General features: G+C 69.2%; 24 protein-coding genes and 2 pseudogenes. 4 read left to right on the top strand and 22 right to left on the bottom strand.

All coding sequences use genetic code 11. The annotated features are described in order from the left end of the window. Window positions 1–112: 112 nt before the first annotated feature. A pseudogene (locus DQP57_RS12765) lies at window positions 113–607 on the top strand (NAD(P)H-dependent flavin oxidoreductase); the annotation flags it as partial. Between the two features lie 4 nt (window positions 608–611). On the opposite strand, the gene DQP57_RS12760 reads toward DQP57_RS12765, so the two are convergent. The 8 genes from DQP57_RS12760 to DQP57_RS12725 all read right to left on the bottom strand — a co-directional run bounded on the left by DQP57_RS12760 (window position 612) and on the right by DQP57_RS12725 (window position 8,267). Continuing rightward, window positions 612–1,433, bottom strand: coding sequence for a class I SAM-dependent methyltransferase (locus DQP57_RS12760; protein WP_112633324.1), 822 nt, complete (start codon window positions 1,431–1,433; stop codon window positions 612–614). Then, window positions 1,430–1,900 carry a GbsR/MarR family transcriptional regulator gene (locus DQP57_RS12755; protein WP_112633323.1) on the bottom strand — a complete coding sequence of 157 codons (471 nt, stop codon included), beginning with the start codon at window positions 1,898–1,900 and terminating at the stop codon, window positions 1,430–1,432. Before DQP57_RS12755 ends, DQP57_RS12760 begins: the two co-directional genes overlap by 4 nt. Before the next feature lie 72 nt (window positions 1,901–1,972). After that, window positions 1,973–2,968 (bottom strand): alpha/beta fold hydrolase, encoded by a 996-nt coding sequence (locus DQP57_RS12750; protein WP_112633322.1) that lies wholly within the window; start codon window positions 2,966–2,968, stop codon window positions 1,973–1,975. A gap of 161 nt (window positions 2,969–3,129) precedes the next feature. Further along, on the bottom strand, window positions 3,130–4,398 hold the full coding sequence (locus DQP57_RS12745; RefSeq protein ID WP_112633321.1) for an amidohydrolase family protein: 1,269 nt from the start codon (window positions 4,396–4,398) through the stop codon (window positions 3,130–3,132). Window positions 4,399–4,444: 46 nt separating this feature from the next. Further along, window positions 4,445–5,218 carry a class II aldolase/adducin family protein gene (locus DQP57_RS12740; protein ID WP_112633320.1) on the bottom strand — a complete coding sequence of 258 codons (774 nt, stop codon included), beginning with the start codon at window positions 5,216–5,218 and terminating at the stop codon, window positions 4,445–4,447. Beyond that, on the bottom strand, window positions 5,205–6,827 hold the full coding sequence (locus tag DQP57_RS12735; RefSeq protein ID WP_112633319.1) for a class I adenylate-forming enzyme family protein: 1,623 nt from the start codon (window positions 6,825–6,827) through the stop codon (window positions 5,205–5,207). The genes DQP57_RS12740 and DQP57_RS12735 overlap by 14 nt, the downstream gene beginning before the upstream one ends. 36 nt (window positions 6,828–6,863) lie before the next feature. Beyond that, window positions 6,864–7,157: a hypothetical protein gene (locus DQP57_RS12730; protein WP_112633318.1), complete on the bottom strand. Its 294-nt coding sequence runs from the start codon at window positions 7,155–7,157 to the stop codon at window positions 6,864–6,866. 144 nt (window positions 7,158–7,301) lie between these two features. Further along, window positions 7,302–8,267: a LysR family transcriptional regulator gene (locus tag DQP57_RS12725; protein ID WP_112633317.1), complete on the bottom strand. Its 966-nt coding sequence runs from the start codon at window positions 8,265–8,267 to the stop codon at window positions 7,302–7,304. Between the two features lie 103 nt (window positions 8,268–8,370). On the opposite strand from DQP57_RS12725, the gene DQP57_RS12720 reads away from it, so the two are divergent. Next, window positions 8,371–9,252: an alpha/beta fold hydrolase gene (locus DQP57_RS12720; protein ID WP_112633316.1), complete on the top strand. Its 882-nt coding sequence runs from the start codon at window positions 8,371–8,373 to the stop codon at window positions 9,250–9,252. Here the strand turns inward: DQP57_RS12720 and DQP57_RS12715 are convergent. From DQP57_RS12715 to DQP57_RS12695, 5 genes are all read right to left on the bottom strand, one after another. Then, window positions 9,225–9,701: a hypothetical protein gene (locus DQP57_RS12715; protein ID WP_112633315.1), complete on the bottom strand. Its 477-nt coding sequence runs from the start codon at window positions 9,699–9,701 to the stop codon at window positions 9,225–9,227. The genes DQP57_RS12720 and DQP57_RS12715 overlap by 28 nt on opposite strands. Continuing rightward, window positions 9,694–11,058 carry a molybdopterin-dependent oxidoreductase gene (locus tag DQP57_RS12710; protein ID WP_240631753.1) on the bottom strand — a complete coding sequence of 455 codons (1,365 nt, stop codon included), beginning with the start codon at window positions 11,056–11,058 and terminating at the stop codon, window positions 9,694–9,696. The genes DQP57_RS12715 and DQP57_RS12710 overlap by 8 nt, the downstream gene beginning before the upstream one ends. A 54-nt stretch (window positions 11,059–11,112) precedes the next feature. Continuing rightward, window positions 11,113–11,835, bottom strand: a complete 723-nt coding sequence (locus DQP57_RS12705) for an SDR family NAD(P)-dependent oxidoreductase (RefSeq protein ID WP_112633314.1) — start codon at window positions 11,833–11,835, stop codon at window positions 11,113–11,115. Between the two features lie 97 nt (window positions 11,836–11,932). After that, window positions 11,933–13,339, bottom strand: coding sequence for a fatty acid desaturase family protein (locus DQP57_RS12700; RefSeq protein ID WP_112633313.1), 1,407 nt, complete (start codon window positions 13,337–13,339; stop codon window positions 11,933–11,935). Between the two features lie 16 nt (window positions 13,340–13,355). Then, window positions 13,356–14,453: a ferredoxin reductase gene (locus DQP57_RS12695; protein WP_112633312.1), complete on the bottom strand. Its 1,098-nt coding sequence runs from the start codon at window positions 14,451–14,453 to the stop codon at window positions 13,356–13,358. A gap of 246 nt (window positions 14,454–14,699) precedes the next feature. Here DQP57_RS12695 and DQP57_RS12690 point away from each other — a divergent pair, with 246 nt between their 5' ends. Next, the gene (locus DQP57_RS12690; protein ID WP_112633311.1) at window positions 14,700–15,572 is read left to right on the top strand and encodes a DMT family transporter; all 873 of its coding nucleotides are present in this window, start codon (window positions 14,700–14,702) and stop codon (window positions 15,570–15,572) included. A 7-nt stretch (window positions 15,573–15,579) separates the two neighbouring features. Here the strand turns inward: DQP57_RS12690 and fadD1 are convergent, their stop codons facing one another. The 8 genes and pseudogenes from fadD1 to DQP57_RS12650 form a co-directional block, all read right to left on the bottom strand. Then, window positions 15,580–17,199 (bottom strand): fatty-acid--CoA ligase FadD1, encoded by a 1,620-nt coding sequence (gene fadD1 / locus DQP57_RS12685; protein WP_112633310.1) that lies wholly within the window; start codon window positions 17,197–17,199, stop codon window positions 15,580–15,582. A gap of 21 nt (window positions 17,200–17,220) precedes the next feature. Beyond that, on the bottom strand, window positions 17,221–18,822 hold the full coding sequence (locus tag DQP57_RS12680) for a flavin-containing monooxygenase (protein WP_112633309.1): 1,602 nt from the start codon (window positions 18,820–18,822) through the stop codon (window positions 17,221–17,223). A 26-nt stretch (window positions 18,823–18,848) separates the two neighbouring features. Continuing rightward, window positions 18,849–19,249: pseudogene (locus DQP57_RS12675) on the bottom strand (Zn-ribbon domain-containing OB-fold protein). Window positions 19,250–19,251: 2 nt separating this feature from the next. Beyond that, entirely contained in the window at window positions 19,252–20,454 is a 1,203-nt protein-coding gene (locus DQP57_RS12670; RefSeq protein ID WP_112633308.1) for a thiolase family protein, read from the bottom strand. Beyond that, window positions 20,451–20,897, bottom strand: a complete 447-nt coding sequence (locus DQP57_RS12665) for a MaoC/PaaZ C-terminal domain-containing protein (protein ID WP_112633307.1) — start codon at window positions 20,895–20,897, stop codon at window positions 20,451–20,453. The genes DQP57_RS12670 and DQP57_RS12665 overlap by 4 nt, the downstream gene beginning before the upstream one ends. 16 nt (window positions 20,898–20,913) lie before the next feature. Continuing rightward, complete coding sequence (locus tag DQP57_RS12660) at window positions 20,914–21,414, bottom strand: MaoC family dehydratase (RefSeq protein ID WP_112633306.1); 501 nt, start codon at window positions 21,412–21,414, stop codon at window positions 20,914–20,916. Then, a complete protein-coding gene (locus DQP57_RS12655; RefSeq protein WP_112633332.1) occupies window positions 21,411–22,526 on the bottom strand; it encodes an acyl-CoA dehydrogenase family protein in 1,116 nt (371 codons plus the stop codon). The genes DQP57_RS12660 and DQP57_RS12655 overlap by 4 nt, the downstream gene beginning before the upstream one ends. Before the next feature lie 22 nt (window positions 22,527–22,548). Next, window positions 22,549–23,727, bottom strand: a complete 1,179-nt coding sequence (locus DQP57_RS12650; protein WP_112633305.1) for an acyl-CoA dehydrogenase family protein — start codon at window positions 23,725–23,727, stop codon at window positions 22,549–22,551. A 263-nt stretch (window positions 23,728–23,990) separates the two neighbouring features. On the opposite strand from DQP57_RS12650, the gene DQP57_RS26860 reads away from it, so the two are divergent. Beyond that, on the top strand, window positions 23,991–24,155 hold the full coding sequence (locus DQP57_RS26860; RefSeq protein ID WP_165821806.1) for a hypothetical protein: 165 nt from the start codon (window positions 23,991–23,993) through the stop codon (window positions 24,153–24,155). Window positions 24,156–24,170: 15 nt separating this feature from the next. Here the strand turns inward: DQP57_RS26860 and DQP57_RS12645 are convergent, their stop codons facing one another. Continuing rightward, window positions 24,171–26,837: an ATP-binding cassette domain-containing protein gene (locus tag DQP57_RS12645; protein WP_112633304.1), complete on the bottom strand. Its 2,667-nt coding sequence runs from the start codon at window positions 26,835–26,837 to the stop codon at window positions 24,171–24,173. Between the last annotated feature and the right edge of the window lie 124 nt (window positions 26,838–26,961).

Here is a 26,961-nt window from a genome sequence, read left to right as displayed (position 1 = left end):
CATGCCCGCGGACACTACAACGAACCACTGACACCGGACGAGTAAGACGTCAGTGGCTTTGATCAATCCCGCCGTGGACAAGCGCTGACGCTCAATGGATGTGGCTACATATCATTCCGGGACCCTCTCGCCGCAGCGGCCGCTGACGCCGGTGCCGATCGTCGACCTCGTTCGGCAGGTCATCGCGCGGGTGCCCCTGCCCGTGTTGGCCACCGGCGGGCTGGCCACCCCCGCCGCGGTGGCCGCGGTGATCCGCGCCGGCGCGACCGCGGCCGCGGTGGGCACCGTGCTCTTGCGCGCCACCGAAAGCGGCGCCTCGGCCACGCATCAGGCGGCCCTGGTCGATCCCGCATACACCGAGACGGTGCTGACCCGGGCCTTCACCGGCCGGCCCGCCCGGGGCTTGCGCAACGCGTTCATCGACGCCCACGAAGCCGAGGCGCCGCCGGGCTACCCCGCCATCCATTACCTGACCAGCCCGCTGCGCAAGGCGGCCGCGGCCGCGGGCAGGCCGGACTACGTTCACCTGTGGGCGGGCACCGGATACCGGCACGCCACCGCGGAGCCCGCCGCCGACATCCTGCGCCGGCTGGCTTCCGACCTGTGACTAGTCAGTATTTGAAACGGCTGAGTACGTCGTAGTGGCGACCGGCCGTCATCCAGGTCAACCGGTAGATCAACCGCACCGCGGCCGACGGGATCCGGTTGTAGTCGGCCAGCACGGGTTTCTGCTCGAGGAACCGCAGCCGCGGATCCCAGGTCGCGATCTCGCGCGCGTCGCGGATGCCCCACTTGATGATGCCTCGGGTGAAGATCCTCGACATCAGGGGCGCCAGGGCCGACAGGGTGTCGAAATGCATTTCGCCGCCGGCGAATCGGTCGATGAGGCGCTGCAGTAGCCGGCGAACGTCGTCTTCGGGCAGGTACATCAGCAGGCCTTCGGCAACGATGAGCGTCGCGCGTCCGGTCGGGACTTGATCGAGCCACTGCAGTTCGGTCACGGACGAGCCGATCATCCGGTAGTTGTCGGTGTCGTTGTAGAGCCGGCTGCGCAGCCCGATCACGCTTGGCTGATCGACGTCGAACCAGGCCACCGACGGCGGCATACCGAGCCGGAACGCGCGCCCGTCCAGGCCGCAACCCAGGTGCAGGACAACCGCATCGGGATGGCGGGCGAGGAAATCGGCACACCAGTCGTCGAGCTGTTTGGCCCGCAACGCGACGAGGTACTGATTGGCCGCCGGCCACGACATCCGATGGATTCGCTTGAAGTCGTAGTCGATGCGCTCCACCGCTTCCGCGGCCGCCCGGTCTCCCAGAATCGTTCGCTCCGAACGACTTTCGTGGGCACGCAAATACAGCGTCACCAGATTCGTCCACTCCACCGAACCCCAAGACACGGAACTGAAGTCGACTTTGCCCGTCACGGTCATGATTTTTTCCTCGTCGCTTGATATTCGGCCCACATGCGCATGAGCTGTTCGCCGTAGGCCTGGGTGCAGAATTCGCAGAAATCGCGGAAGTCCTCGACGCGCTGCCGCTGTTCGGCGCGGTCCTCGCCCAGCATCGACAGTGCGTACTCGGCGGGTTCGATGCCCAGCCGCATCAGCGACAGCTGCGTTTCCAGCACGCTGGTGAATCCGCCCGGCCTGACGCGGTAGAGGTGCTGACGGCTCGGGCTGGGCAACCGCTCCACCATGCCGCCGTCCAGCAGTTGCCGGGCGACGGTGCTGATCGAGGCCTTGCTCACCGACAACGCCTCGGCGAGTTGCGTCAGCGACTGTTGCGGCGGATCGCAGATCAACAGCCACCCATAGACCCGGCCCATGGTCCGGGTGGCGCCGAGGAGCTCGAAGAACAGCCCGAGGCGGTCGACGAACTCGGCCTCGTCCGGCGCCATCGCGACTCCCCACTACGTTCAGTACATACTAAACGTAGCTTATCGCGGGGGCATGGCGACCGGACGCGCGGGTCAACTGGCCGCGCCCTGGGCGGCCACGGTCCGCATGCCCAGCACGCTGTCGATCGCGTCGCTGACGCAGCGCGGCCGCTCCTCGAGCAGCATGTGTCCGGCGGTGGCCTGGTGCACGTGCGTCGCACCCGGGATCGCCGCCGCCATGTCGCGTGCGTGCGAGGCCGGGGTGGTCCGGTCGGCCCCGCCACTGACGACGACGGTGTTGGCCGCGATGGTCGCCAGCGCGTGGTACTCGTCGTAGCGCTTCAGGCTGGGCAGGAAGCCGGCCGCCGTGGTCAGGGGCGTGGTGCGGATGGCCGACGCCGTCAGCGCGACCGCACCCCGCCAATCCGGACCCGAATACTTCGTGAGGCCGCCGCACAGGGGACGGACCCACCCGTCGACCGCGCGGTCCATAGCGCGGCGGGGAATGTGATGGACGAGTTCGAACAGCAGCTCGGTGGCGCGGGTGTTGAGCAGCCGGCCCAGGCCGCGCTCGGCCAGCCGGCCCGCGGCTGTGGCGACCAGGACCAGTCCCTGCGGCTCGACCGGGCGATCGGCGGCGGGGCGGGCGAGGTAGGCCAGCGCGGTCATGCCGCCCATGGAGTGACCCGCCACGGTGAGGGGTCCGGTGACGCGCAGCGCGGTGAGGACCTCGGCGAGGTCATCGGCCAGCCGGTCGATGCGGTAGGTGCTCATGTCGGCGCCGGTGGATTCGCCGTGACCGCGGTGGTCATAGGTGATGATCCGCACGCTGGTGCCCCACCGGCGCAGCAGATGCTTGATCTGCGCGGCCCAACTTGACTGGGTCAGGCACAGGCCGTGCAGTAGCACGACGGTGTGCTCGCGCGGCCCGGCGGAGCCGTAGTCGCGAATCGCAAGGCGCACACCGTCAGTCGTCGTGACCGTGCGTTGGACGTAGCCGTCGCGTTTGGCCTCCAACCGCTGCGGTGGGGTCACATTGGTCGAGCGGTACGCGTTCGATCCCGTAATCTGTTCTGGCTCAAGGAACACGGCGAACTCCTGACCGGTGGCGATGCCGAGGGGGGTCCCGACACCTTGTTGCGATCGAAGTTACCGACCGATACGGGCGATGACTCGCTTGTGCGCAATAGCCACGCAACGGGCGATTTTCGGGTTTTGCGCGTTGTGCTCAGGCTGAACGCGCGAGCCGGTCAGAACGCTTCGGGATCCTGTTGCACCGCGGCCGGCACCGGGTGCTGGTAGAGCCGAGAGGCGTTCTCCCAGCTGAATTTTCGGATGACCTCGGATGGCAGATCGCCGATCTGTTCGTGGATGGTCCGCTGGGTGTGCGGCCACGTGGAGTCGCAATGCGGGTAGTCGGCCTCGAGCATGATGTTGTCGACGCCGATCCGGTCACGCTGCACGAAGGAGGACTTGTCCTCGACCGCGCAGAACCAGAAGTTGCGGGTCAGCACCTCCGCGGGGGTCAGGGTCTCGCCGAGCGCCTGCCAGGTGCCGTACATGGCGTGATAACTGAGCATGTGGTCGAGGCGGTCGAGCAACCCCGCCACCCAACCGATCCCGCCTTCGGACAGGCAGATCTTGAGGTCGGGGAACCGGCTGGGCAATCCGGAGTACAACCAGTCGACCGCCGCGGAGATGGCGTAGGCGAAGAACAGCACGCCCTGCACGTCCGGCGGCGCGTCCGCGGTGGTGGACGGCGACGACCCCGACGACCCGATGTGCAGATTGACCACGGTGCCGGTCTCGGCGCAGGCCGCCATCAGCGGATCCCAATGGTCGGTGTGGATGCTGGGCAGCCCCAGCATCGCCGGGTTCTCGCTGAACGTCACGGCATGAAAGCCGCGCTCGGCGTTTTCGCGGATCATCGTCGCGCCGAGCTCGGGATCGAGCAGCCACGGCAGTTGGCAGGGAATGATCCGGTCGGGATACGACCCCGCCCAGACGTCGAAATGCCAGTCGTTCCAGGCCCGCACCGAGGCCAGCGCCAGGTCGCGGTCGCCGGTCACCTGCTGCAGCCGCTGCCCGGCGAAGCCCGGCAGAAACGACGGGAAGTTCAGCGAGGCGTAGATGCCGTTGAGGTCCATGTCCTTGATGCGGGCATGGATATCCCATGCGCCCCTGCGCATCTCGTCGAACCGGACCGGCTCGAAACCGTACTCCGCCACCGGCCGCCCGACCACCGCGTTGAAGCCGACGTTGGGCAGTTCCTTGCCGTCGTAGACCCACGTCTGTCCCCCGCTGTCGGTCTCGACGACTTTCGGCGCCCGGTCGGCGAACTTGCGGGGCAGCCGGCCGGTGAAGGTGTCCGGGGGTTCGACGATGTGGTCGTCCACCGAGATCACCGTGTAGCGCCGGGGCGCCCGCGGCGGGTCGGGCAGGAAGGTGACCGACCGCTGCGCGCCGGTCTTCGCCGTGGTGAAGTTCAGGTCGGCGGCCAGGTCGTCGATCGATTTCACTCGTCAATCCCCTTGCGGTGCGGCGTCGTGGGTGCATGCCCGACGTTCACGTCAGCACGTCCGGGTCGGCCTTGATCGTCATGCGCGCCGCCCCCGCCCAGTACACGTCGGCCGCCCGTTCGATCAGCGAGCGTTGCATGCCGGCCATGTCCGACCAGTTCATCGCCACCGGATCCTTGCCGGTGAGCAGGACGTCGTAGGCCAGCTTGCAGACCCGTTCGACCGATGCCGCGCGGTAGACGGCCTCGGGCAGATTGCGGCCGGTCGCGATGACGCCGTGGTTGGCCAGGATGGTCAGGTTGGCGCCGCCGATGCGGGCCGCGAGTTCCGCGGCCCGTGCGGGACTATCGATTTCGCCGTCGTAGGTGTCGACCAGGCACAGGTCGTCGAGGAACAGCGAACCCGTCTGGTGCACCAGCTCTGGCAGCCTGCCCAGCGCGGCGAGCACGCACGCGTAGTAGGGATGGTTGTGGATCACCACGCGGGCGTCGTCGCGGACCCGGTGCAGCTCGGTGTGGATGTGGATGGCCGGGGTCACGTCCCAGCGCCCGCGGACCACATGGGCGTCGCGGTCGACCACACAGATGTCGGATGCGGTGATCTCCTGCCACCACAATCCCCAGGGGTTGACGAACATCTCCGTGTGACCGTCGGGCTGCCAGGTGATGTGCCCTGCCATGTTCTCGGCGAATCCGATGCCGGCCAGGTGACGGAAGGCCACGGCCAGCGCCTGTTCGCTGGACAGGTCGACGCCGATGGGCGGCACCACCGAGGGCGCCCAGACTTCCAACCCGCCGCGCCGTGCGTTAGGAGCGTTCATCACCGGCCTCCATTCTGGCTCCAATATCCTCGCGCAGCCGGCCTTTGGCTATCTTTCCGCCCGATGACCGGGGCAGTTCGTCGAGAACGATCAGCCGTTCGGGCAGCAGTTCCTTGGAAATCCCCAGCGCCAGCAGGTGTTCGACGAGCCCGGGCAGGTCGATGCGGGCGGAGTCGGCGAGTTCGGCGTAGAGGCAGACCTTTTCACCGAACACCGGGTCGGGCATCGCGACGGCCGCCGCCATCGCGATGGCGGGATGGGTCATGACGGCGTCTTCGACCTGGCTGGCGCTGATGTTCTTGCCGCCGCGGACGATGAAATCGGAGGTACGCCCGGTGACCCGCAGGTAGCCGTCGGCGTCGATCTCGCAGAGGTCACCCATGCGCATCCACCCGTCGCGGGTGAACAGCTTGTCGTGGTCGGTGCCGCCGAGGTAGCCCAGGCTGGTCGCCGGCCCCCGGCAGGCGGGCTGGCCTCGCCCCGTGGCGGTGACGTCGCGGTCCCCGTCGAACAGCCGGACCGACATTTCGGGGATGAGCCGGCCCGCGGTGCGCAACCGGCGCTCGCGCGAATCGCTGAGCGTTGTCGCGCTGAGCATCCCGGTCTCGTTCGAGCCGTAGAACTGCAGAATGGTGGCGCCCGAGAGTTCCTCGAACTCGGCGGCGGGCCGGTACGGCAACGCCTCGCCGCCGGTGTACACCACACGCAGCGAGCTCAGGTCGTAACCGCGGCTGGCCGGATCCGCCATGAGCATCGTCAGTTGCGTGCTGACGCAACACAATACGGTGACCCTGTGCCGGGCTATCGCTTCGCAGGTGGCGTTGGTGGTGAACCGGTCCAGCAGCACCGCGGTGGCGCCGAGGTGGATCGGGGTGGTGTGGCTGGTCCACAGCCCGAAGCCGAACGGCGTGGGTATGACCGGCAGGAATACCTCGTCGGAGGTCAGCCGACCATTGGCGACGGCTTTCTGGTGGAAGTAGTGCCAACGGTTCTGGGTGTGCACGACGCACTTGGGCAGCCCGGTGGTGCCCGAGGTGGAATTGATCAGGAAGACGTCGTCGGGACCGAGTTGGGCGTCGGGGTCCAGCGGCCTGGGTTCGGCGTCGACGTCGAGGCGAAGCGTCCCGCCGTCGTGACCCAACACCACCTGGGGCAGCCGCAGTGCGTTCGCCACTTCCCCGGCCGCCGCTGCTCGCGGCCCATCGCTGACCAGGATTGTCGGCTGGGCGGTGCGCAGGATCGCCGTCGCCTCCCGGGTGCCGGCCCGCGCACCGATGCCGACCACCACCGCACCGCAGCGTTCGATCGCGACGAACAGCACGTGAATGGCGGTGGAGTCGCCGTGCCATACCGCCACCCGGTCGTCGCGGGCGACGCCGGCCCCGGCCAATGACTCAGCCAAACCGTTTGCCGCACTGTCGAACTCATGCCAGGTGAGGGAGGACCCGCCATGGTCGAGGTAAGCGATGCGGTCCGGCGTCCGTTCGGCGTTGCGGCGCACCGCATCCGACAGCGTCGACAAAGACCACCAGCCGGCGGCGCGAAACCGGGCCGGGTCCTCGTCGGTGAACGCCGGCGAGCCCATGCTTCCCAGCCCCGCGGCGCCCATCACCAAATGATAGGAAAGCCGTCCGCGGTTTCGGCGCTAGGGATTCGGCGGTGCGGGCGCGGAGTGCTGGTTGTTGTCGGCGCTCGGGCGGCGCGGGTGCGGTGCGGGGCAGGTGATGTTGCGGATGCACCCGCAATTGAGGCCGATGATGCAGCCGCCTCCCCCGACGGGTTGCACCGGCACCGCGCCGCCCGGAGCCGGGGGCGCGGGCGTCACGACGGACGGCGTGGCGGTGGCTTGTGCGCCGCCAAACGAGAGGCCCATCGCCACGACGAACGCGGTCACGCAGCCGCACAGCGCGGCTCGCGTCGCGGCGTTCGGGGTCCCCATGAGGCACAACGATAGTGGCTGGTCGCGGTGGGCGCAGGTCGGCGGGGAGAACTGCGAGCACACTCCAAGGATCCTTCCAGGCGCCGGCCGCGGCGTTGCCTCGCCGTGAGTGGGATCGGTAGCGACGCAGGAGGTCTGCGTTGCCTACCCGTCATCACCGGCGGGCACAGTCCCAGCGAGGGCGTCTTCCAGAGCCGCGACGAGGTACGCGAGATCGCGCCGTCGCGACGCGGCCGGCCAGGCCACCCAGGTCCGACGCACCAGCGGGCGGCCGGCGAGGGCCAGCCAGCGCACCGAGTCCGGCAGCGGTTCCAGCCGCCCGGCGGGGGCCAGCGCGAATTTTCCCCCGGCGCTCACCGCGGCCAGCTTCACCTCCGGCAACAGGTCCTGGTCGTAGGACGCCGCGGGCCCCGGATCAATGCCATGGCTGCGTAGCACTGCCGTCAGCTCGTCGTACCAGGCCGGGCTGCCCGCGCGGGGAAACCCGAGCCACTGCAGGCCCGACAACCGGTCCAGGCGAATCTGCCCCTCGGCCGCCTCCATCGCGTCGGCTTGCTCGGCCGCAAGCAGCACGCCGAGCGGTTCCTCGGTGACGATCGAGACGTCCAGATGCTTGGCGATCGGGCGTTCGCGCACCAATCCCACGTCCAACTCCCCGGCCGACAACGCGTCGGTCTGCGCAGCGGTCGACAGATGACGAACCTCCACCACCGTCAGCGGGAACGCCGTCGCCAGCGACGCGAGCGCTCCCGAGAGCGGCTGTGCCGGCAGCTCGAGGGGTACGCCCACCCGCAGTGACCGGCCCTCCTGCGCCGAATGCTTGGCCATGGCGGTGATCGCGTGGTCGTAGCGCGCGATCACCGCCCGCGCCTCGCTCAGCAGGGTCATCCCCGCCGGCGTGGGCGCGACGCCCGAGCTACTGCGGGTCAACAGCTTGACGTCGAGTTCCTTCTCCAGGGCCTGGATCGTCTGGGACAGCGATGGCTGGCTGATGTGCAGGCGGCGCGCCGCCGCGGAGAGGCCCCCGTCCTCGACCACCGCGACGAAAGCCCGCAGATCCCAGATCTCCATGCAGTACTCCAACACGCCGTTCGCCGGCAACTGTTCCATTGCGCCACCCGATGGCGGCTATCGCGGACCGAAATGGGCGACCGCGGCGCCGGCGCCCGGGCATCGGGTTGTATTGAGGGATGCCTGACAGGGAGCCGGCCACATGACCGCCGCGCACGTCACCCGGTTGCTCGAGGAGTATCGGTCCTCGGGGCGCACCTTCAGCGCCGGCGGGCTCTCGTCGTTCGTGATCGAGGCGGGCCCGCCCGACGCGCCGCCGGTCGTGTGCGTGCATGGCGTCCCCGCCTCGGCCTACCTCTATCGCAAGGTGGTGCCGGAGCTGGGCGCTCGCGGGCTGCGCGGCGTCGCGGTCGATCTGCCGGGGCTCGGGTTCGCCGAGCGGCCCGATGACGCCGACTACTCCTGGACCGGGCTGGGCCGTTGGCTGCTCGGCGCGATCGACGCGTTGCGGCTGGACCGGTTCCATCTCGTGGTGCACGACATCGGCGGCCCCGTGGGATTCGAGGTGGCGCACGCGGTGCCCGAGCGGGTGTTGTCGTTGACGCTGCTGAACACCATCGTCGAAGTGGAGTCGTTTCACCGGCCCTGGCCCATGGAACCGTTTGCGCATCGCGGTATCGGCGAAGCCTGGTTGGCCTCGATGCACCTGCCCGGTGCCTTCGCGGCGATCATGCGCCTCGTCGGGGTGAGCCGGCGCGTCCCGTCCGCCGAACTCGCCTGCTGGCCGCCCCTGCTGTTCGGTGACGACGGCGGGCGAGCGTTCCTGAAAATCATGCGCGGGTTCGAACTTACCGCCGCCAAGCAGCAGCGCTACCTCGACGCCGTGCGGCCGGCGCGCTACCCCGTGCAGATCGTCTGGGGCGTCCGCGACGCGATGCTGCCCTGGCGGCGCTACGGCGTCCAGGCCCAGCGCGCCGCCGGTGTCGCAGACCCGATCCTGTTGCCGGCCAAGCACTTTCTTCAAGAGGACCATCCCGCGGAAATCGCCGCGGCGGTTCATCGCCTGACGACGCGGACCGCGTAAATCGCGGCGCTGACCCCGAACATCGCCGCGGTCAACAGCAACCAGCGGCCAAGGTAGGGGTCCTGGGTCTGGCCCGTGGCGGCCGAATAGGTGGCGGCGCCCTGCTTGATGATTCCGGGAAGGAACACCACCAGCGTCAGACCCGCTCCCAGCGCGGGCACCCGGATGTAGTTGACCACCGGCACGCGGGGCGGTTCCGGCCGGACGGCGGCCCGCGACAGCAGCGCGTCGAGGAGCGCATAGACCGGGAACAGCACCAGGTCGTGGACGACGATGGCCGCGGCGAACCACACGACGATCGACTGCCACCACACGCGCGAGTTCCACAGCGTGACCGGATCGATGGTGGCCACCACGTAGCCCACTAGCGCGAACCCGGCGAGCAGGGTCAGCAGGTGCAACGGGCCCGACCCGTAGAGCTTGACGAAAACCGCTCGCGCGCTACGCATTTGCCGCCGCCCGAAAGGCGATCGACTGCACCCATTTGGTGTTGTGCACGCCGGGCAGCGCCGGCACGATGATGCGCGCCGGGAAGCCGTGATCCGGTGACAAGTCGGTGCCGTTGACCAGCAACGCCAGCAGCGCGTCGGGGTGGCGCACCTGGCTCGCCTGCAGGGTCGCGCGGCCGAACGCGCCCGAGCGCTCCAACGACGACACGTGCGCCGATTCCGGTTCGGGCACGCCGGCCAGCCGGGCCAGATCCGCCAGCCGCACGCCGGTCCAGCGTTGGGTGGTCGACCATCCCTCCACGCAGGCGATCGGCAGCACCGAGGTGTGCTGCGGCATGGCCAGCAGCGCGGCGCGGTCCACTGTCACCGGGCGGGAACCACCGGTCAGGGTCAGGCGCCATCGGTCGCCGGTGCTTTCCGCGGAGATCCCGGCCGCCACCGCGGTCCGGTTGACCTCGAAATCGTTGGGTCCGGCCCCGCGGGTGCGCCCCCGCGGCAGCAGCAGCGCAGCCGGCCGCGCATAGCCACCCAGCGTCTGGCCCGCCGTGATGACCGCCATGAACAGCGCGCCGCCGCCCACCAGCGCCAGCGCGCCGCGGCGGCTCATGGTCGCCGGGCGCGGTTCCGAGGCGACCAGCCCGTCCGGCTCCCACTCCTGGGCTCTGGTGCCGGCACGCCCGGTCCGCGCGACGTCGCTCGGTGCGATCGAGCGCAGGCCGGACCACATCTTCGGGAACTTGATCGCGACATGCACGGCGAATCCGGTGATGAACACCCACGCCCCGAAGTAATGCGCGGTGTAGAAGCTGAACCCGAAGATGTAGTCGTACTGGATGTCCAGCACGCCGGTGACGATTTCAAACAGCACGCCCCCGACCAGCATCAGCAGCGAAACCCGTTCCAGCAGTTGGGCTATGGACCTCGCGGGCGGCCACACGAACAGCCGGGGTATCACCGACCACAGTTTGGCCAGCACGACCGGGATCAGGACCAGGCCGAGCCCGACGTGCAGGCCTTGGGTGAGCCGGTACAACCATGACGGGCGGGTGGGCCAGTCGAACGTCGGCAGCTTCAGCCACCCGACGTCACCGGGGATGGCCTGCCCGAACCGGGGCCCATAGGCGATGTACGACAGCAAGCCGGTGAGGATGACGATCGGCAGCGTCACCAGCAGCACCGACCCGAAGACCGATGTCAGCCACGGCCCGCGCAGCGGGCTGCGCCACCGCTGTGCCCGCCGGGCGCCCGGGGGCGGGTGCTCGCCGAGCCAGCGCCACAGCCACGCGGGGAATCCGTAGCCGCCGGGAGACCCCGGCGCCTCGGTGCCTTCGGGAGCGGGTGAGCGGACGGGGCGCATCATCGATGATGATCCACGACGAGTCCGGGAAAATGGTTCAGATTCGGTGCGCGTTCAGGCGGCGGCCCCGCCGCCGTCGACGTACAGCGTCGATCCGGTGACGTAGCCTGCCCGCGGCGACGCCAGGAACAGCACCGCCTGGGCGATCTCCGCCGGGCGCGCGGTGCGGCGCAGCGGGAGGGTGGTGGCGATGTCCTCGATGGACTCCCCCCACTCGGCGAGGACACCCGCGGTGCGCGTGGGCCCCGGCGAAACGCTGTTCACCCGGACACCGTGCGGGCCGAATTCGGCGGCCCATGTGCGCGTCAGCGACGCCAGCGCCGCCTTCGTCGCGCCGTACACCGATGCCCCCGGCATCCCTTTTCGAGCCGCCAGGGACGTGACGTTGACGATGCTGCCGCGCTGACGGGCGATCATGCCGGGGGCGAGTTGCGCGACCAGGAAGTAGGCACCCCGCACGTTGGTGTCGAACATGGCCTCGAACGGGGCGAGACCTTGCTCGACAGTGGGTGCGACGGGGAAGGCGCCGGCGTTGTTGACGAGCACGTCGACCGGTCCGGCTTCGCTCACCAGCTCCGCGATCGAATCCATGTCACCGAGGTCGGCGCGAACGAACCTGACCTTGCCGTCGATTTCGGCCACGGCGCGGGCACCCCGGTCGGCGTCTCGTCCCGAGATCACCACCTCGGCGCCCTCGCCCGCCAGCAGGCGGGCCGATTCGAGGCCGATGCCGGCGGTGCCGCCGGTGACCAGAGCGATCTGGGATTCGAGTTCCATCACCCCATTCAAACCGGCGATCGGCGCGTGGAGTCCTCTCCGGCCATTGGGATCGCCGATGCCATCGATCAACAATCCCGATGAGGTCGGCCGCGGATCAGTCCTTGCCCCGCGGCGGCGGCTGCACCTCGACGCCACCGGAGTCGTGTTCGGGGCCGGCGGAGGGATGCTCGGCGGGCACCCGGTCACGGGAGCGATTGCCCTCGCTCGGCCGCTCGGGATCGGGCCGATGCACGTTGCCGTGGTAGGGACCCGGCTTCGGCCGGGGCTTCCCGCCCGGGAAGGCCAGCCGAAAGATGCTGCGGTGCACCATCGCCCACTGCTTCGAGAAACGGCCGGAGTTGTAAGGCAGCTCGTAGCGCTCGCAGATCTCCTTGACCTGCGGCGCGATCTCGGAGTATCGACTGCTCGGCATGTCCGGGTAGAGGTGGTGCTCGACCTGATAACCGAGATTGCCGCTGATGATGTGGAACAGCGGGCTGCCGTCGATGTTCGCGGCGCCGAGCAATTGGCGCACATACCAACCGCCGCGGCTCTCGTCCTCGACTTCTTCCGGCGTGAACGTGTACGTCTGGTCGGGAAAGTGGCCGCAGAAGATGATGGCGTGGGCCCACACGTTGCGGATGACGTTGGCCAGCGCGTCGGCGGCCAGCGTGCGCAGGTAGGTGCTTTCGACACCCGGCGCGACCTTGTCGAGGAACTTCGCCACGGCGCCCGTGCGGCGGCCCGTGGACACCCTGCGCAGCCGCCTGGCGACGCGGGACTGCGCCGGCTGTTCGAGCCGGCCACCCGTCGCCAATTGCGCGAGCCCGAACGCGCCCGCGCTGATCAGCGGCCACCCGAGATAGTCCTTGACGATCTGCGCGCGCGCCTTGACCCCGATCCCTTTGAGGTCCTTGCGCACCTCGGACCAGGGCTTCTCCCGCTTGCGGATGGCGTCGATGTCCATGTCGTGGACGGCGACGCCCCACTCGAACAGCAGCGTGAGCAACAGGTTGTAGATCGGCTGGCCCAGATACCGCGGCGCCCATTTCTGGTTGGGGTCGATCCGCATGATCTCGTAGCCGAGATCTTTGTCCTTGCCCAGGATGTTGGTGAACGTGTGGTGGATGTAATTGTGCGAGTGCTTCCATGACTCGGCGGTCGACGCCGTGTCCCAGTCCCACACCGAGGAGTGGATATCGGGATCGTTCATCCAGTCCCACTGGCCGTGCATGACGTTGTGGCCGATCTCCATGTTCTCCAGGATCTTGGCCATCGAGAGGCACGCGGTGCCCAGCAGCCACGCGGTCTTCGAGCGCGAGGCCAGCAGCAGCACCCGGCCGGCCACCACGATCTGCCGTTGCGCCGAGATGACGTTCTTGATGTAGCGCCGGTCGCGCTCGCCGAGGTCGGCGAACACGTCGTCGTGAATCGCGTCGAATTCCTTGGCAAGCTTTTCCAGCTCTTGCTCGCTCAAGCGAGCGAGTGGGTTGTCAGCGGCATTCTTTACGGCAGTGGTCACAAGCCGCTCCTTTCGATCAGAGTTCGAGTTCGACGTCGCCCTCAGCGGTGTTGATGCAGATTCGGACGTCTTGTCCGGTCGGTTCGATGACGTCACCCGAGCGCAGGTCACGCAGCTTGCCCGACTTCAGCGTCCCGACGCAGGTGTGGCAGATTCCGATGCGACAGCCATAGGCGAGGTTGAGACCGGCCTTCTCGCCGGCCTCGAGAATCGATGTGCCGCCGTCACATTCGACTTCCTTCTCACTGTCGGAGAAGCAGACGGTGCCGCCCTCGCCGGCGTTGGCGTCGCCGCCGATCTTCGGTTGGAACCGCTCGAAGTGCAGGCGGTCGCAGTCGCCGTGTTCTTTCCAGTGTTCGATCAGCGCGTCGAGCATTTCCCCGGGACCCGAGCAGAAGGCCTCGCGCTCACGCCAGTCCGGGCACACTTCGTCCAGGTCGCCGGGCGTGAACCGGCCCTGTTCGGAGGTGAGGCGAAGATCCAGCCGCAGCCCCTCGTGGCGCTGCTCGAGCTCTTCCAAGGCGGGCAGGAACATGGCCTGCTCGCGGGTTCGCGCGGAATGGATCACCAGCGCGTCGCGCAATTCGTCGCGATGGTCGAGGTCGCGCAGCATGCTGATGATCGGCGTGATGCCGCTGCCCGCGCTGATGAACAGCATCTTGGCCGGCAGCGGTTCGGGCAGCGTGAAGACGCCCTCGATTTCGCCCAACCGCACGAGGTCGCCCGGTTGAATCTTGTGCACGAGGTAGGGCGACACGGCGCCGCCGTCGACGCGCTTCGGCGTGACGCTGATCAGGCCGTCTTCGGGCCTGGGATCCGAGGTCAGCGAGTACGCGCGCCAGTGGTAGACGCCGTCGATGACCACCCCGAGGCGCACATATTGACCGGGCTTGTGGCCGGGCCATTCGTAGCCGGGGCGAATCAGGACGCTGGCCGCCTCCGAGCCCTGCTGCTCGATGCGTTCGACCTTCCCGCGCAGCTCCTTGGTGGTCCACAGCGGGTTGATCATCTCGAGGTAGTCGTCGGGCTGCAGCGGGCTGAACAACCGTCGCACCGCCCGCAGGAATAACCGCCGTCCGCGTGGGACGTTGGGCTGGGCACCGCGTTCAGCCATGTGTTCTAGAGTACACAGTTGTACACCGACTCCAAACATCGAAATGAATTCTGTTGGCGCGCAAGCTTAGACATATGTCGAACGCGCGCACAGCGCAGGCATAGCCGTTCACTGGCTGCTGCGTACCGATGGTTAGGGCTATGGCGTTAGATACCTCTGAGGTGCCCCGGCCGTCCGTCGGCCAAACGTTTGCTCAGCAGTTTGACAGGAGCCAGGCGCCGCGGCGTACGGCCGCCGCGGCGCCTAATGTCGATGGGTGTGCTGATCGGCTTCCTCCTCGCGCTGGGCTGTTCGCTGTGTTACGGGACGGCGACCGTGCTGCAGGCGGCAGGGACCCGCTCCGTGGAAGCCGGCAGCGGCTCGGGCGTCGACGCCGTCCTGCTGTTGCGCGCCGTGCGGCAGTGGCGCTATCTGGCCGGGGTCGGTCTCGACGTCGCCGGGTTCGCGCTTCAAGTCGCCGCGCTGCGCCTGGTCCCCATCTACGTCGTCGCGGCCGCGCTGGCCGCCTCGATCGCGGTCACCGGCGTGGTGGCCGCGTGGGTGCTGTCTGCGCGGCTGTCGTCGGGGGAATGGACGGCCGTGGGCGTGGTCTGCGCCAGCCTGGTCGTTCTCGCCCTGGCCGCCGGCCCCGGCCACTTTCGGCACGCCCCGGCCGGGCTCGGCTGGGCGTTGCTGGGGGTGGTGGCGGCGATCTTCCTCGGCGGCGCCGCCGCGGGGCGCTTGCCCGACCGCGCGCGTGCGCTCGCGCTGGGGCTGGCCGCCGGCAGCGGCTTCGGCGTCGTCGAGGTGGGTGTGCGGCTGATCGAGGCGATCGATCCCACCAAGCGGGCGTTCTACACCAACCCCGCGCTGTACGCGGCGGCCGCCGGCGGGGCCGCGGGTTTTCTGTTGCTCACCTCGGCGCTGCACCGCGGATCGGTGACCACGGCCGTCGCCGGCATGGTGGTCGGCGAGACGCTCGCACCGGCATTCGTCGGGGTGGTGTGGCTGGGCGACACCGCGCGCGAGGGGCTGGGCTGGCTGGTGGTCGCGGGCTTCGCCGTCGCCGTGTGCGCGACGCTGGTGCTGGCGCGGTTCGGGGAGGCACCCCAGCCCGACCCCGTCGAGGAAGCGGGCTGAGGCCGCTTCACGATCCTGCGACGCCGGATGCCGCACGGCCGGCGGCGTTTTCGCTCACCGGGACATAACTGCTGCCACGTGCCGGGCGCGCCCACAACAACCCCTCCTGCGCGGTCACACCCGCGGCGATGAGCGCCCGCTTGAGAATCTTGTTGGTCGCGGTCGCCGGCAGTCGGTCGTTGATCCGCACGTAGCGGGGCCATGCCTTCGGCGACAGATCCGGCTGCGCGGCAAGGAATTTCGCGAAAACGTCCGGGCTCAGGCGGGCCCCGGGGCGCAGCACCAGGGCGGCCATCACCTGGTCGCCGACCCGGTCGTCGGGAACCGCATAGACGGCGACCTGGCTGATCTCGGGCAGCCGCGCCAGAATCCGCTCGATCGGGCCGGCCGCCAGGTTCTCCCCGTCCACCCGCATCCAATCGGCGGTGCGGCCGGCCAGGTAAATCCAGCCGTCGTCGTCGCGATAGGCCAGATCTCCCGACCAGTACATCCCGTGCCGCATGCGCTCCGCGGTGGCACCCGGATCGTTGTAGTAGCCGGCGAAGGGGCCCGCCCCCTGGGTGTTGACGAGCTCGCCGACGGCGTCGTCGAAGTTGGTCAGCGCCCCGTGGGCGTCGAACTTCGCGGGTTCGCATTCCCGCAGCGTCGTCGGGTTGTAGATGCTCACCCCCGGGTACGGCTTGCCGATGGAGCCGGGCGGGGTGCCGTCTTCGCGCACCACGATCACCGCGAATTCACTCGACCCGAAGCTGTCGACGACCCGGCACCCGAAACGCCTTGCGAATTCGGCGATGTCGCGATCGGTCGCCTCGTTGCCGAAGGCCACCCGCAAGGTGTTGTCGGCGTCGTCGGGACGCTCGGGCGTGGACAGGATCAGCGCCAGCGGCTTGCCGACGTAGTTCACATAGGTCACGCGATAGCGACGCACATCGTCGAGGAAGCGGGACGGCGAAAACCGCGCCGGCACCATGGTGGCCCCGCTGCCGATGGCGACCGCCCACCCCGCGGCGACGCCGTTCGAGTGAAAGAGCGGCATCGACAGGTAGCAGACGTCGTCGGCGGTGACGTCGTACTGAAAGATCAGGCTGGCACCGCACATGATCGCCATGCCGTGGGCGAACCGCACCACCTTGGGGTCACCGCTGGTGCCCGAGGTGAAGATCATCATCAGGGTGTCTTCGGCTGCCACCTCGCGATGCGGCGCCAGCGGTGGCGCAGCCGCGACGGCGTCGGCGTAGTGGCCGCCGGTCACATCGATTAGCTGAATACCGTTGAGGTCCAAGTCTTTCAGCAGTTCCAGGTGCTCCGGGTCGGCGAGCAATATCTGGCAGTCGGATCGGCGGATGTCGGCCAGCAATCCCGATCCGCGCCGCGTGGTGTTGATCCCGCACAGCACGTAGCCGCCCAGCGCCGCCGCGGCCATGGCGCGCAGCATGGCCGGGGAGTTGCCCAGTACGGCGCCGACATGCAACGGGCGTGCGGGGTCGGCCAGCGCGATCAGCGCGGCGGCCTCCGCCTCGGCTTCGGCGAGGTGCTCGCGCCAGGTCCAGGTCCGCTCGCCGTGCACCAGCGCCCGGGCGTCGTCATGGCGACGTTGCCGCAGCAGCTGTTGGACCGTCTCCGGCACGGGTTCACCTCCTCGTCGACGTCATCGGGTGGTCAACACCAGCCCCGCGTAGTCGTTCTGGGCCACCTCGTCGCAGCGCCGCCGATAGGTGCCGAAACCGCCGATGTAGGGCATGAAGACTCGCTTCTTGCCCTCGATGTTGGTGCCCAGGTACCACGAGGATGCCGCGCTGGGGAACAGGGTCCGCTCGGCCGCTTGGGCCACGTGTTCGGTCCAGGCGATCGCCGCGTCGTGGCGGGGCTCGACCTCGTCCACGCCGAGGCGTCGCGCGGTCCGCACCAGGTCGACCACCCAGTCGACCTGAACCTCGGCGTGCAGCACCATATTGGACAGCACCGACGGGCTGCCCGGCCCGCTGATGGTGAACAGGTTCGGCAGGCCGGGCACCATCAGGCCGAGGAAGGTCACCGGGCCGCCGGCCCAGAGGTCACGCAGCCGCTGTCCCCCGGGACCTTTCGGGTCGATCCGGGTCAGCGCGCCGGTCATGGCGTCGAAGCCGGTCGCGAAGACCAGCACGTCGCAGGGGTATGTCGTCGCGCTTGTTCGCACCCCGTCGGCGGTGATCGTCTCGATGGGCTCGCGGCGCAGGTTCACCAGCCGAACGTTGTCGCGGTTGAAGGTGGCGTAGTAGCCGTCGTCGGTGCAGATGCGTTTGGTTCCGATCGGGTGATCGACCGGAATGAGATCGGCTGCGACGGCGGGATCGTTGACGATCTCGCGGATCCGCTGCTCGGCGAACGTCCTGGCGATGTCGTTGGCGGACAGGTCGCTGGTCTGGTCGGGGAAGGTCTTGGCGAACAGCACTCCGCCTTCGCGCCAGCGTTTCCACAGCGCTTCGGTCCGTTCCTGCGGTTCGGTGTCGACGGCGTTCTTGTGGTAGGTGCCGTGCGGTGTGCCCGCCGGCGCATAGGCGGAGAGCCGGCGGCGTTCGGGGTACTGCTCCTGGATCTGTCGCTGTTCCTCGGCCGACCACGGCCGGTTGGGCATCGGGATGGTGTAGTTCGCGGATCGCTGGAATACGACCAGGTTTTCGGCGGCGGCCGCGATGATCGGGGCCACCTGGATCCCGGACGATCCCGTGCCGATCAGGCCCACCCGCTTGCCGCGCAGCTCGGGATCTTCGCGCGGCCACGCCGCCGTGAAATACACCTGCCCCGAAAAGTCCTCGGCCCCGGGGATGTCGGGACGATTCAGCGCCGACAGGCAGCCGGTCGCACACAACAGGAACTGTGCGACAAAGCGCTGTCCGGTCGCGGTGTCGACGTGCCAGCGGCCTTCCTCGAAGCTGGCGCCGGTGACGTCGACGCCGAATCGGTAGTGGCGGCGCAGCTCGAAACGGTCGGCGACGTGGCGTAGGTAGGCCAGGATTTCCGGCTGGGCGGCGAAGCGTTCGGTCCACCACCAGCTCCGCTGCAGTTCTTCGTCGAATGAGTAGGAGTAGTCCACGCTTTCGACGTCGCAGCGCGCGCCGGGGTAGCGGTTCCAGTACCAGGTACCGCCGACGTCGGGGGCGGCCTCGATGCCGGTGACCGACAGGCCCGATGAGGCGACCCGGTGCACGGCGTAGAGCCCGGCGAACCCGGCGCCGATGACGATGACGTCGCTGTCGACCGGGTCGTCCATGTGCACCTCCGACCTACCGCCCGGGCTCATGCGGGCCGATATTTCAGAAGGGTGATGCCCTCTTGGGGCAGATCGTAGAACACCGGCCGCACCCGCATGCCGATGCGGATGTCACCCGGGTCGACGTGACCAACTCGGTGCTGAATTTCGGTCCGGCATCCCACTGCACCACCGCGGGCAGCTGCGGCAGCGCGTCGGCCCACGGCGGCCCGGTGGGCCGGCGGGCGACCGTGAAGGTGTATAGCGTTGCGGCACCGTCAATTTCGCGCCACTGCAGGTCGTCGGCCAGGGTTCCGGGGGTCAGGGTGCGCGGATAGAACACGTAGCGTTGTGCTGACGGCGAGTACTGGACCAGGATGCGGTGCCGGGCCAGGCCGTCCCAGAAGGGCTGCGAGACCGGCGTGGGCTCCGGGATGGGGCGGGTCATGGTTAGTCCCCCCGCAGGAGCAGTGCGACCTGTTCGCTCATGATGCCGCCGTTGCCGGTGACGAACGCCGTGTGGCAGTCGGTCACCTGCGCGTCACCCGCGCGGCCCATGATCTGGCGCGCGCCGTCCACCACGTGGTGCATGCCGCCGGCCATGCCGGCCTGACCGAAGGACAGCTGGCCACCGGCGGTGTTGAGGGGGAAGTCGCCGCGGTAGGTCAGGTCGTGCTCGTTGACCCACGACATGCCTTGGCCTTTCGCGCAGAATCCGGCGTCCTCGAGACTCATCAGCACCGTGATGGTGTAGCAGTCGTAGATCGACGCGATGTCGACATCCGATCGGTCGAGCCCCGCCATCGCGAAGGCCCGGTCGGCGGCGCGGGCGATCGGGGTGGACAGCAGGTCCTCGGCATAGGTCGGGGTCTTGAAGGCGATGTGTTCGCCGAAGCCCTTGATCCACACCGGGCGGTGGCGGCCGCGGCGGGCGATGTCGGCGTTGGCGATCAGCACCCCCACTCCCCCGTGCACCCGCATCACGGTTTCCAGCATGTGGATCGGGTCGGCGATCATCGCGCTGTCCAGCACGTCGTCGACCGTTATGGGGGTGCCGTGGAAGACCGCGCCGGGGTGCGCACACGCGTTGGTCCGCTGGTCGACGGCGATCTTGGCGACCGCGGCAGGGTCGTAGCCGAATTCGGCCGCGTAGCGCTGAGCGATCTGCGCGTAGGGCGCGTTCTGGCCCACGTTGCCGTAGGGGATCTCGAACTCGGCCTGCGGCGAGCCATAGTTGTTCGACGACGCCCCATACCAATTCGGGTCGGGTGCCGGTCGCCGCTGCGACAGCGGCACCGCGGACGACCCGGGCACCACCGCCAGCACCGCGTCGCAGATGCCGAGTTCGACGGCCGCGGCGGCGCGCCAGATCATCCCGGCCGAGGTTGCGCCGCCCAGATCGACCCGCTCGCCGAAATCCAGTGCCAAGCCCAAATATTCGCACAGTGTCGCCGGTGCGAACATCGCCGATTCGGCGATGCCGTGGGTCAGCAGGCCGTTGACACGGCCGGGATCCACCCCGGCGTCCTCGATCACCAGCTTGGCCAGCATCGCGTACTGGTCGAGGGTGAACAGCGGCGCCCGGGTGGGGCGGCGTTCGGCGGGCAACTCCGCGATGCCGACGATGGCGGCCTCGCCGCGCAGCCCGGTCATGGCTGGGCTCCCCGCATCGGCAACTCGACCGTGGCCATGCCCGGCATCAGGATCGTGTCACCGCGGCGCCCGGCGATCACGAGATCGACCAATCCGGTCCCGTTGTCGCTCAGGCGTTTACCAGTGATCTCGCCACCGAAGCTCAGCGACTCGCCCGGATAGGCGATCGCCCGGTTCTGCACCGAAAAGGACACCAGTCGGCCGCGCCCGCCGATCCAGTCGCCGAGCGCGCGGGCCAGCAGCGCCGCCTGCAGCGGGCCGTGCACCAGGACGTTGTCGTAGCCTTCGGCGTCGCGGGCCCACTCCTTGTCGTAGTGGATGCGGTGGCCGTTGTAGGTGGCGGCGCTGAAGAAGAACATCTGCGTTTCGTCGACGGTGACGGTCAGCACGGGAATATGCTCGCCCACCGCGATGTCGTCGAAGAACGGCTGGTGATCGGTCATGGCGCACAAGGCCTTTCTAGGGGCGGGCGATCATCGACGTCGACGCTTCGGCGAGCAAGTCACGATCCTGGTTGTGGTACACCGTGTCCCAGGTGACGAGAACGAATCTGCCCGAGCGGCCTTGCTTTTCGGCTATCGAGGAGATGGTGCGGACCATTTCGACCTCGTCGCGGTGGTAGGCGGGCAGGTGAAAGGTGAAGCTCTCGCCGCCGGCCATCCGCTTGGGCGCGCGCGGGAACGCCAGGCCGCCGGAGACCGCGCCGGACGAGCCGTCGGGACGCAGCGATCCCAGCGGGGATACGCCGAGGACGGCGTACTGCAGGAACAGCGGGGGGCAGACGATGTCGCGATATCCGTTGGCCCTGGCGTAATCCGGGTCGAAGTACAGCGGGTTGTGGTCACCGACCGCCGCCGCCCACCGCTGCCAGTCGCGCCGGTTCACCTCGCCGCTCGCCGACGCGGCGACGGTGCCCACCCGCGCCGCCGATTCCGCATCGATCAAACTGTCCTCGCTCAAAGGCGCTCCCCTTCGTCGTCCATGCTCTGCTCAAGCCAGGCCGCGGCGACGTCGGCCCCGCCGCCGAATGTCGAACCCAGCCGCGCCCGCTCGCTCCACAGATGCAGGTCGGTCTCGGTGACATAGCCCATGCCGCCGTGCAATTGGTGCGCATCGAGCGTGATCAGCCGGGCCGCGGTCGCCGCGTGCATGCGCGCGATGGCCGTCTGCTTGCTGGCGACGCGCCCCCGCCCCAGCCAGAACACCGCCGCGTGCGCGGCCAATCGCGCCGCCGCCAGTGCGATGTGCATGTTGGCCACCAGATGCTGGGCGGCCTGAAACGACGCGATGGGCCGGCCGAATTGATGACGCAGCTTGGTGTAGTCGACGGTGCGGTCCAGCACCGCCTGTCCGACGCCCACCAGGTCCAGTGATCCCAGCGCCACGGCCGTGTTGGCCACCCGGCGCAGGGCCGCTGCGGTGATCCCGTCGAGCGCCGCGTCGGCCGTCGCGTTGTCGAAGCGCACGATGAAAGCCCGGATGCCACCGGCCATCTCGAGCGGTTCGAGCCCGACGCCACCGGCGCGGACGTCGACGAGGAAGACGAGAGTGCGCCCGGCCGCTGCGGCGGAGACCACCAGGAGATCGGCGACGTCCGCATCGAGGACGTAGTCCGCGGTTCCGTGCAGCCGCCACCGCCCCGCGTCGGGATCGGCGCGCAGCACCGGGGTGACGACGGCGGCGTCGCGGGCGTTGTGCAGTGCGGTGCTGGCCCGCACGCTCCCCGACGCCAGCGCCGGCAGCCAGCGGCCCTTGAGCTCCGGGGAGCCGAGCTGATCGACGGCCAGCGCGGCGAGAACGCTGCTGTGCACCGTCGTCGGGCACAGCGCGCGGCCGGCCTCGGTGTAGAAGACGGCGAGGTCGTCGAGGCGGCCGCCGGCCCCGCCGTACTCCTCGGCGATGGCGAGGCCGAAGACGCCCGCGTCGGCCAGCGCCTTCCACAACGCCGGCGTGCCGCGGTCGGCGCCGGGTTCGGCGAGCGCGCGCACCAGGGTGGTCGGATTCTCGGCGGCCAGCAGCGCGCGCAGCGCCGCGGCGAACTCGCGCTGTTCGGCGGTGGGGATGATCTTCATCGGTGCCGTGCGGGGGCCGGGGTCAGCGTCCATAGGAGGGCATCGCGTGCCCGCGCTGGGCGATGATGTCGCGCAGCACCTCGTTGGTGCCGCCGCCGAAGCGCATCAGCGGGGCGGCCCGGTAGAGCCGCTCGAATGTGCCGGCCAGCGGGGCCTGTTCGCTGCGATGCGCCAGCAGGCCGTCCGGACCGAGGAGGTCGAGCGCCAGGCCGGCGATGCGCTGGCGCAGCTCGCTGGTGAACACCTTCTCGACGCTGACCTCGACGGTGGGGATGACACCGCTGTCCAGGATCGACGCCGCCTCGTAGCCCATCAGCGTGGCGACCGCGACGTCGGCCTCCGCCTGCACCAGGCGGCGGCGAAGCGACGGATCGTCGGCCGGCACGGTCCCGTCGCGTCGTGGCCGGCGCGCCAGCCCGCGCAACTCCTCGACGGCGCGGCGCAGGTCGCCGGCGTTGGTCAGCGCACCGCGTTCGAGATCGAGCGCACCGGTGATGTAGGTCCAGCCTCGATCGACCTCGCCGACAAGGTTGCCGGCCGGCACCCGAACGTCACGGAATCCCACCTCGTTGGTGCGATACCCCGACCACGCATACAGCGGCCGAATTTCCACGCCCGGGCTGTCGATCGGCACGATGATGACCGAGATGCCCCGATGCCGGGCGCCGCCGGGATCGGTGCGGACGCACAGCCATTCGTGCGTCGCGCGCTGAGCGCCGCTGTTCCAGATCTTGGTTCCGTTGATCACCCATTCGTCGCCGTCACGGGTGGCGCTGGTCCGCAGGCTGGCCAGGTCGGTCCCCGCCTCGGGCTCGGAATAGCCGACGGCGCAGATCATTTCGCCCCTGGCGATCAGGGGCAGCCATTCGGTCTTGTTGCGCTCGGTGCCGTGCCGCATGATCATCGGCGCCACCGACGTCACCGTCAGATCCGGGCCGGGCACGCCCCAGTATTCGAATTCGCTCATCAGCAGGTGCAGGTGCATCGCGCCGAGCCCCAGACCGCCGTACTCGCGCGGCCAGTTCAGCCCGAACCAGCCCCTCTCGCCGATCTTGCGGCGGAACCGGGCCACCTCGCCCTGGGGATATTCCAGGTCGTGCTCGGCGAGCTCGGCCCGCAGTTCCGGGGTGACGTTCTCGCGCAGAAATTCGCGAATCTCGCTGAGCCAGGCCCGCTGCCCGGCGTCGAGTTCGAAATCCATTCCGGCGCCTATGCCTTTCTGCCGGCCTTACACGGGGCAGCGCCAGCGTAACGCCACGGCGAGAATGCGCCCGGGATTTCGCGGTGGCGTTACGCCCGTCGGGCACCGAGGGGTCGCGCGCCCCGGCTGTAAACGCGCTGTCAAACTCCCGTTAAAACACGGCCGCGCTCTCGCGGATACGCCAACGGGCTGGGAGGATTTTCAGATCGGCTGGTCGACGCGGACCAGGCTCGCCGCCCAGTTCCTCACCCGAGGGAGAAGTCATGCCCACTGTTGAGATGCGCCTTCGCGAAGACCTGAGAAACTACGCCGTCGAATTGCGGCAACTCGCGTACACGCTGCCGCTGGGCGTGGGCGAGCACGGTCTGCTGCAACTGTCCGACCGCATGCGCGCCGCGGCCGACCAGATGGTCCGCAAGGGCGCCTGACCGGCCCGCGGGCGCTCAGCCGCCCCGCAGCCGGATCTTCCAGCGCACGAACCCCAGGTACACGGCGCTGATCACGAACAGCATGCCGACGTCGAACCACCACGTCGCCGGGGTGTGCCGCCAGTGCGAATCCTTCGGGGTCAGCGGGCCGGGCACCAGCTTGGTCAGGTCGGCGGTCGACGCCGACGCCGCGAATCCCCACCGCGCCGGGGTGGCCCACGACATCTGGTCGAGCCCGACGCGCGCGGTGACCGGAATCATCCCGCCGGAGAACACCAGCTGCGACATGACCGCCACCACCAGCAGCGGCATGATCTGCTCGTTGGACTTGGCGACCGCCGACAGGGCCAGCCCCAGCATCGCGGACGCGACGCACGTCAGCGCGACGTCGGCGAACAGCTCCAGGCCGGGCTTGCCCAGCGCCACCGCCCCCTGGGTCGGGGCGCCCTTGCCGAGGACCGCGATGACGCTGACGATCGCCGACTGGACGACCGCGAAGACGGTGTACACGCAGACCTTGGCCAGCAGGTACGCCGACGTGGACAGCCCGACCGCCTGCTCGCGCAGGAAGATGGCGCGCTCACCGATGAGGTCGCGGATGGTCAGGGCGGTCCCCATGAACACCGCGCCGACGTTGAGCAGCACCAGGATCTGGCCGGGTTCGTTGGGCGCGGCGCCCATCGGGTTAGGGATGCCGAACCCGACATCGCCGGGCACCGACATGGACAACGACCCCATGATGAACGGCAGCAGCGCGAGGAAGACGAAATAGCCGCGGTCGGAGACGATCAGCCGCATCTGGCGGCGCGCGATCGTGGAGAACTGCCGAACCAGGCTGGTGTGCGCGGGGTCGCCGAGTTCGGCGGGTTTCTCCGCGGGCGGCGGGGCGGGCGGCGGGCCCGTCCGGGCCAGGTAGCGCGCGCGGGACCCGTCCGGGTCGTTGGCGACGGTGCTGAAGATGTCGGCCCAGTTGGTGGTTCCCATCGCGGCGCCGATCTGGCTGGGCGGCCCGCAGAACGCCGTCTTGCCGCCGGGGGCGAGCAGCAACACCTGGTCGCAGACGTCCAGGTAGGTCAGGGAATGGGTGACCACCAGCACCACGCGACCGGCGTCGGCCAGCTGCCGCAGCATGGTCATCACCTGCCGGTCCAGCGCCGGGTCCAGGCCGGAGGTCGGCTCGTCGAGGATCAGCAGCGACGGCCCGGTGAGCAACTCCAGCGCCACCGACGCCCGCTTGCGCTGGCCGCCGGAGAGCTTGTCCACCCGGGTGTGCAGGTGCTGGGTCATCTCGAGCTCTTCGAGCACCCGGGCCACCACCTGGGCGCGGTCGTCCTTCGTGGTGTCCGGGGGCAGCCGCAATTCGGCGGCGTACATCAGCGCCTGCTGCACGGTCAGCTGGCCGTGCACCACGTCGTCCTGGGGCACCATCCCGATCCTGCTGCGCAACGAGGCGTATTCGGCGTGGATGTTGTGACCCTCGAACGACACGGCCCCCGTGGTCGGGTGCGTGTACCCGGCGACCAAGCGGGCGAAGGTGGACTTGCCGGCACCGGACGGCCCGATGATCGCGGTCAGCGTGCCGGGCAGCGCGGTCAGCGAGATGTTGTCGAGCAGCGTCTTGTTGTTCTCGATCGTCCAGGTCACGCCGCGCACGTCGAGGCCGCCGCCGCGGGTTGCGGTCGCGGCCTGGTCGCGGCGGGCCAGGTTGCCGCCGTGGAAGACCAGGTCGATGTTGCCGATCGTGACGACGTCGCCGTCCCGCAGCACGGCCGAGTCGACCCGGACGCCGTTGACGAAGGTGCCGTTGATGCTGCGGTTGTCCTGGATCTCGGTGCCCGAGGGCGTCGGGATCAGGGTGGCGTGGTGGCGCGAGGCCAGGACCTCGGGGATGACGATGTCGTTGTCGTTGGCGCGCCCGATCTTGATCGCGCCGGGGACGTCCGGCCCGGCCCGGCCCGGCCGCAGGATTTTCATCATCGACGTCGCGAGGATCGACGAGTCGCCGCCGATGCGGCCCGTCGGGGGCGCCGCCGGCTGCGCGGTGGTCGGCGGCGCGGAGTGCATCGACGGCGACCGGTAGATCTGCGGCGCGGGCTGGGAACCACTCGGCGGGGCGCTCGGCAGGCCGCCGGTCGGGTAGCGCGGTTGCGGCGCCGAGGGGTGACTCGGGGTGGGTCCGCTGACCGGCTGGCTCGGCTGCGCGGCCGTGGGCGGATGGACGGGGTGGCGGAACGAGGCGGACGCCGGCTGCTGGGGATGGCCGGTGCCCTGCGCGTCGAGCGGCTGGCTCTGCGAAGCCCGCGCCAGCGGTTCGCTGGGGTTGGTGACGATCGGTATCGACGTGGTCAGGGGCGGCCGCCCGGCCGAACCCTGATGGCGGCCGACCTCGAAGGTCAGCGCCGGACCGTCCGGATTGCCGACGTTGACCCGCAGGCCGTCCTGGATGTCGACGCCCGGGACGCGGCGGTTGTGCACATAAAGCCCGTTGAGGCTGCCGTTGTCGATGGCGACCCATCGGCCCTGGTCAAATCGCACGATGAGGTGGGTGCGGGAGATCAGTGGGTGCGCGACCCGGACGTCGGCGCGGAGGTCACGCCCGATCACGACATCGTTGCCTGGCGCGAAGGTGCGCTCGGCTCCGTCGTACCGCACGGTCAGCGCAGGCGGGGCTGGTGGGCTCATCGAGACCAACTGTAACGGCAGCGGCGCAACTTATCCGCCTGGTTCACCGCCGGGCACGTTTCGCACGCGCCGCCGGCGGGCAAGGCCGCGCCGAAACTGTGCGAACCCGCCGAGGCGGACGGCG

The organism is Mycobacterium colombiense, from assembly GCF_003284935.1.
Lineage (GTDB): Bacteria > Actinomycetota > Actinomycetes > Mycobacteriales > Mycobacteriaceae > Mycobacterium > Mycobacterium arosiense_A.
This window is presented reverse-complemented; position numbering and strand designations above follow the sequence as displayed.

Coding starts and splice junctions, on each gene's coding strand:
- DQP57_RS12740 (WP_112633320.1), bottom strand. CDS start 5,218: ATGAACGCTCCTAACGCACGGCGCGGCGGGTTGGAAGTCTGGGCGCCC.
- DQP57_RS12760 (WP_112633324.1), bottom strand. CDS start 1,433: ATGACCGTGACGGGCAAAGTCGACTTCAGTTCCGTGTCTTGGGGTTCG.
- DQP57_RS12645 (WP_112633304.1), bottom strand. CDS start 26,837: ATGAGCCCACCAGCCCCGCCTGCGCTGACCGTGCGGTACGACGGAGCC.
- DQP57_RS12670 (WP_112633308.1), bottom strand. CDS start 20,454: ATGACCGGGCTGCGCGGCGAGGCCGCCATCGTCGGCATCGCGGAGTTG.
- DQP57_RS26860 (WP_165821806.1), top strand. CDS start 23,991: ATGCCCACTGTTGAGATGCGCCTTCGCGAAGACCTGAGAAACTACGCC.
- DQP57_RS12755 (WP_112633323.1), bottom strand. CDS start 1,900: ATGGCGCCGGACGAGGCCGAGTTCGTCGACCGCCTCGGGCTGTTCTTC.
- DQP57_RS12735 (WP_112633319.1), bottom strand. CDS start 6,827: ATGGGCGCCGCGGGGCTGGGAAGCATGGGCTCGCCGGCGTTCACCGAC.
- DQP57_RS12710 (WP_240631753.1), bottom strand. CDS start 11,058: ATGCGCCCCGTCCGCTCACCCGCTCCCGAAGGCACCGAGGCGCCGGGG.
- DQP57_RS12715 (WP_112633315.1), bottom strand. CDS start 9,701: ATGCGTAGCGCGCGAGCGGTTTTCGTCAAGCTCTACGGGTCGGGCCCG.
- DQP57_RS12690 (WP_112633311.1), top strand. CDS start 14,700: ATGTCGATGGGTGTGCTGATCGGCTTCCTCCTCGCGCTGGGCTGTTCG.
- DQP57_RS12695 (WP_112633312.1), bottom strand. CDS start 14,453: ATGGCTGAACGCGGTGCCCAGCCCAACGTCCCACGCGGACGGCGGTTA.
- DQP57_RS12720 (WP_112633316.1), top strand. CDS start 8,371: ATGACCGCCGCGCACGTCACCCGGTTGCTCGAGGAGTATCGGTCCTCG.
- DQP57_RS12680 (WP_112633309.1), bottom strand. CDS start 18,822: ATGGACGACCCGGTCGACAGCGACGTCATCGTCATCGGCGCCGGGTTC.
- DQP57_RS12665 (WP_112633307.1), bottom strand. CDS start 20,897: ATGACCGATCACCAGCCGTTCTTCGACGACATCGCGGTGGGCGAGCAT.
- DQP57_RS12725 (WP_112633317.1), bottom strand. CDS start 8,267: ATGGAACAGTTGCCGGCGAACGGCGTGTTGGAGTACTGCATGGAGATC.
- DQP57_RS12705 (WP_112633314.1), bottom strand. CDS start 11,835: ATGGAACTCGAATCCCAGATCGCTCTGGTCACCGGCGGCACCGCCGGC.
- DQP57_RS12730 (WP_112633318.1), bottom strand. CDS start 7,157: ATGGGGACCCCGAACGCCGCGACGCGAGCCGCGCTGTGCGGCTGCGTG.
- DQP57_RS12650 (WP_112633305.1), bottom strand. CDS start 23,727: ATGGATTTCGAACTCGACGCCGGGCAGCGGGCCTGGCTCAGCGAGATT.
- DQP57_RS12655 (WP_112633332.1), bottom strand. CDS start 22,526: ATGAAGATCATCCCCACCGCCGAACAGCGCGAGTTCGCCGCGGCGCTG.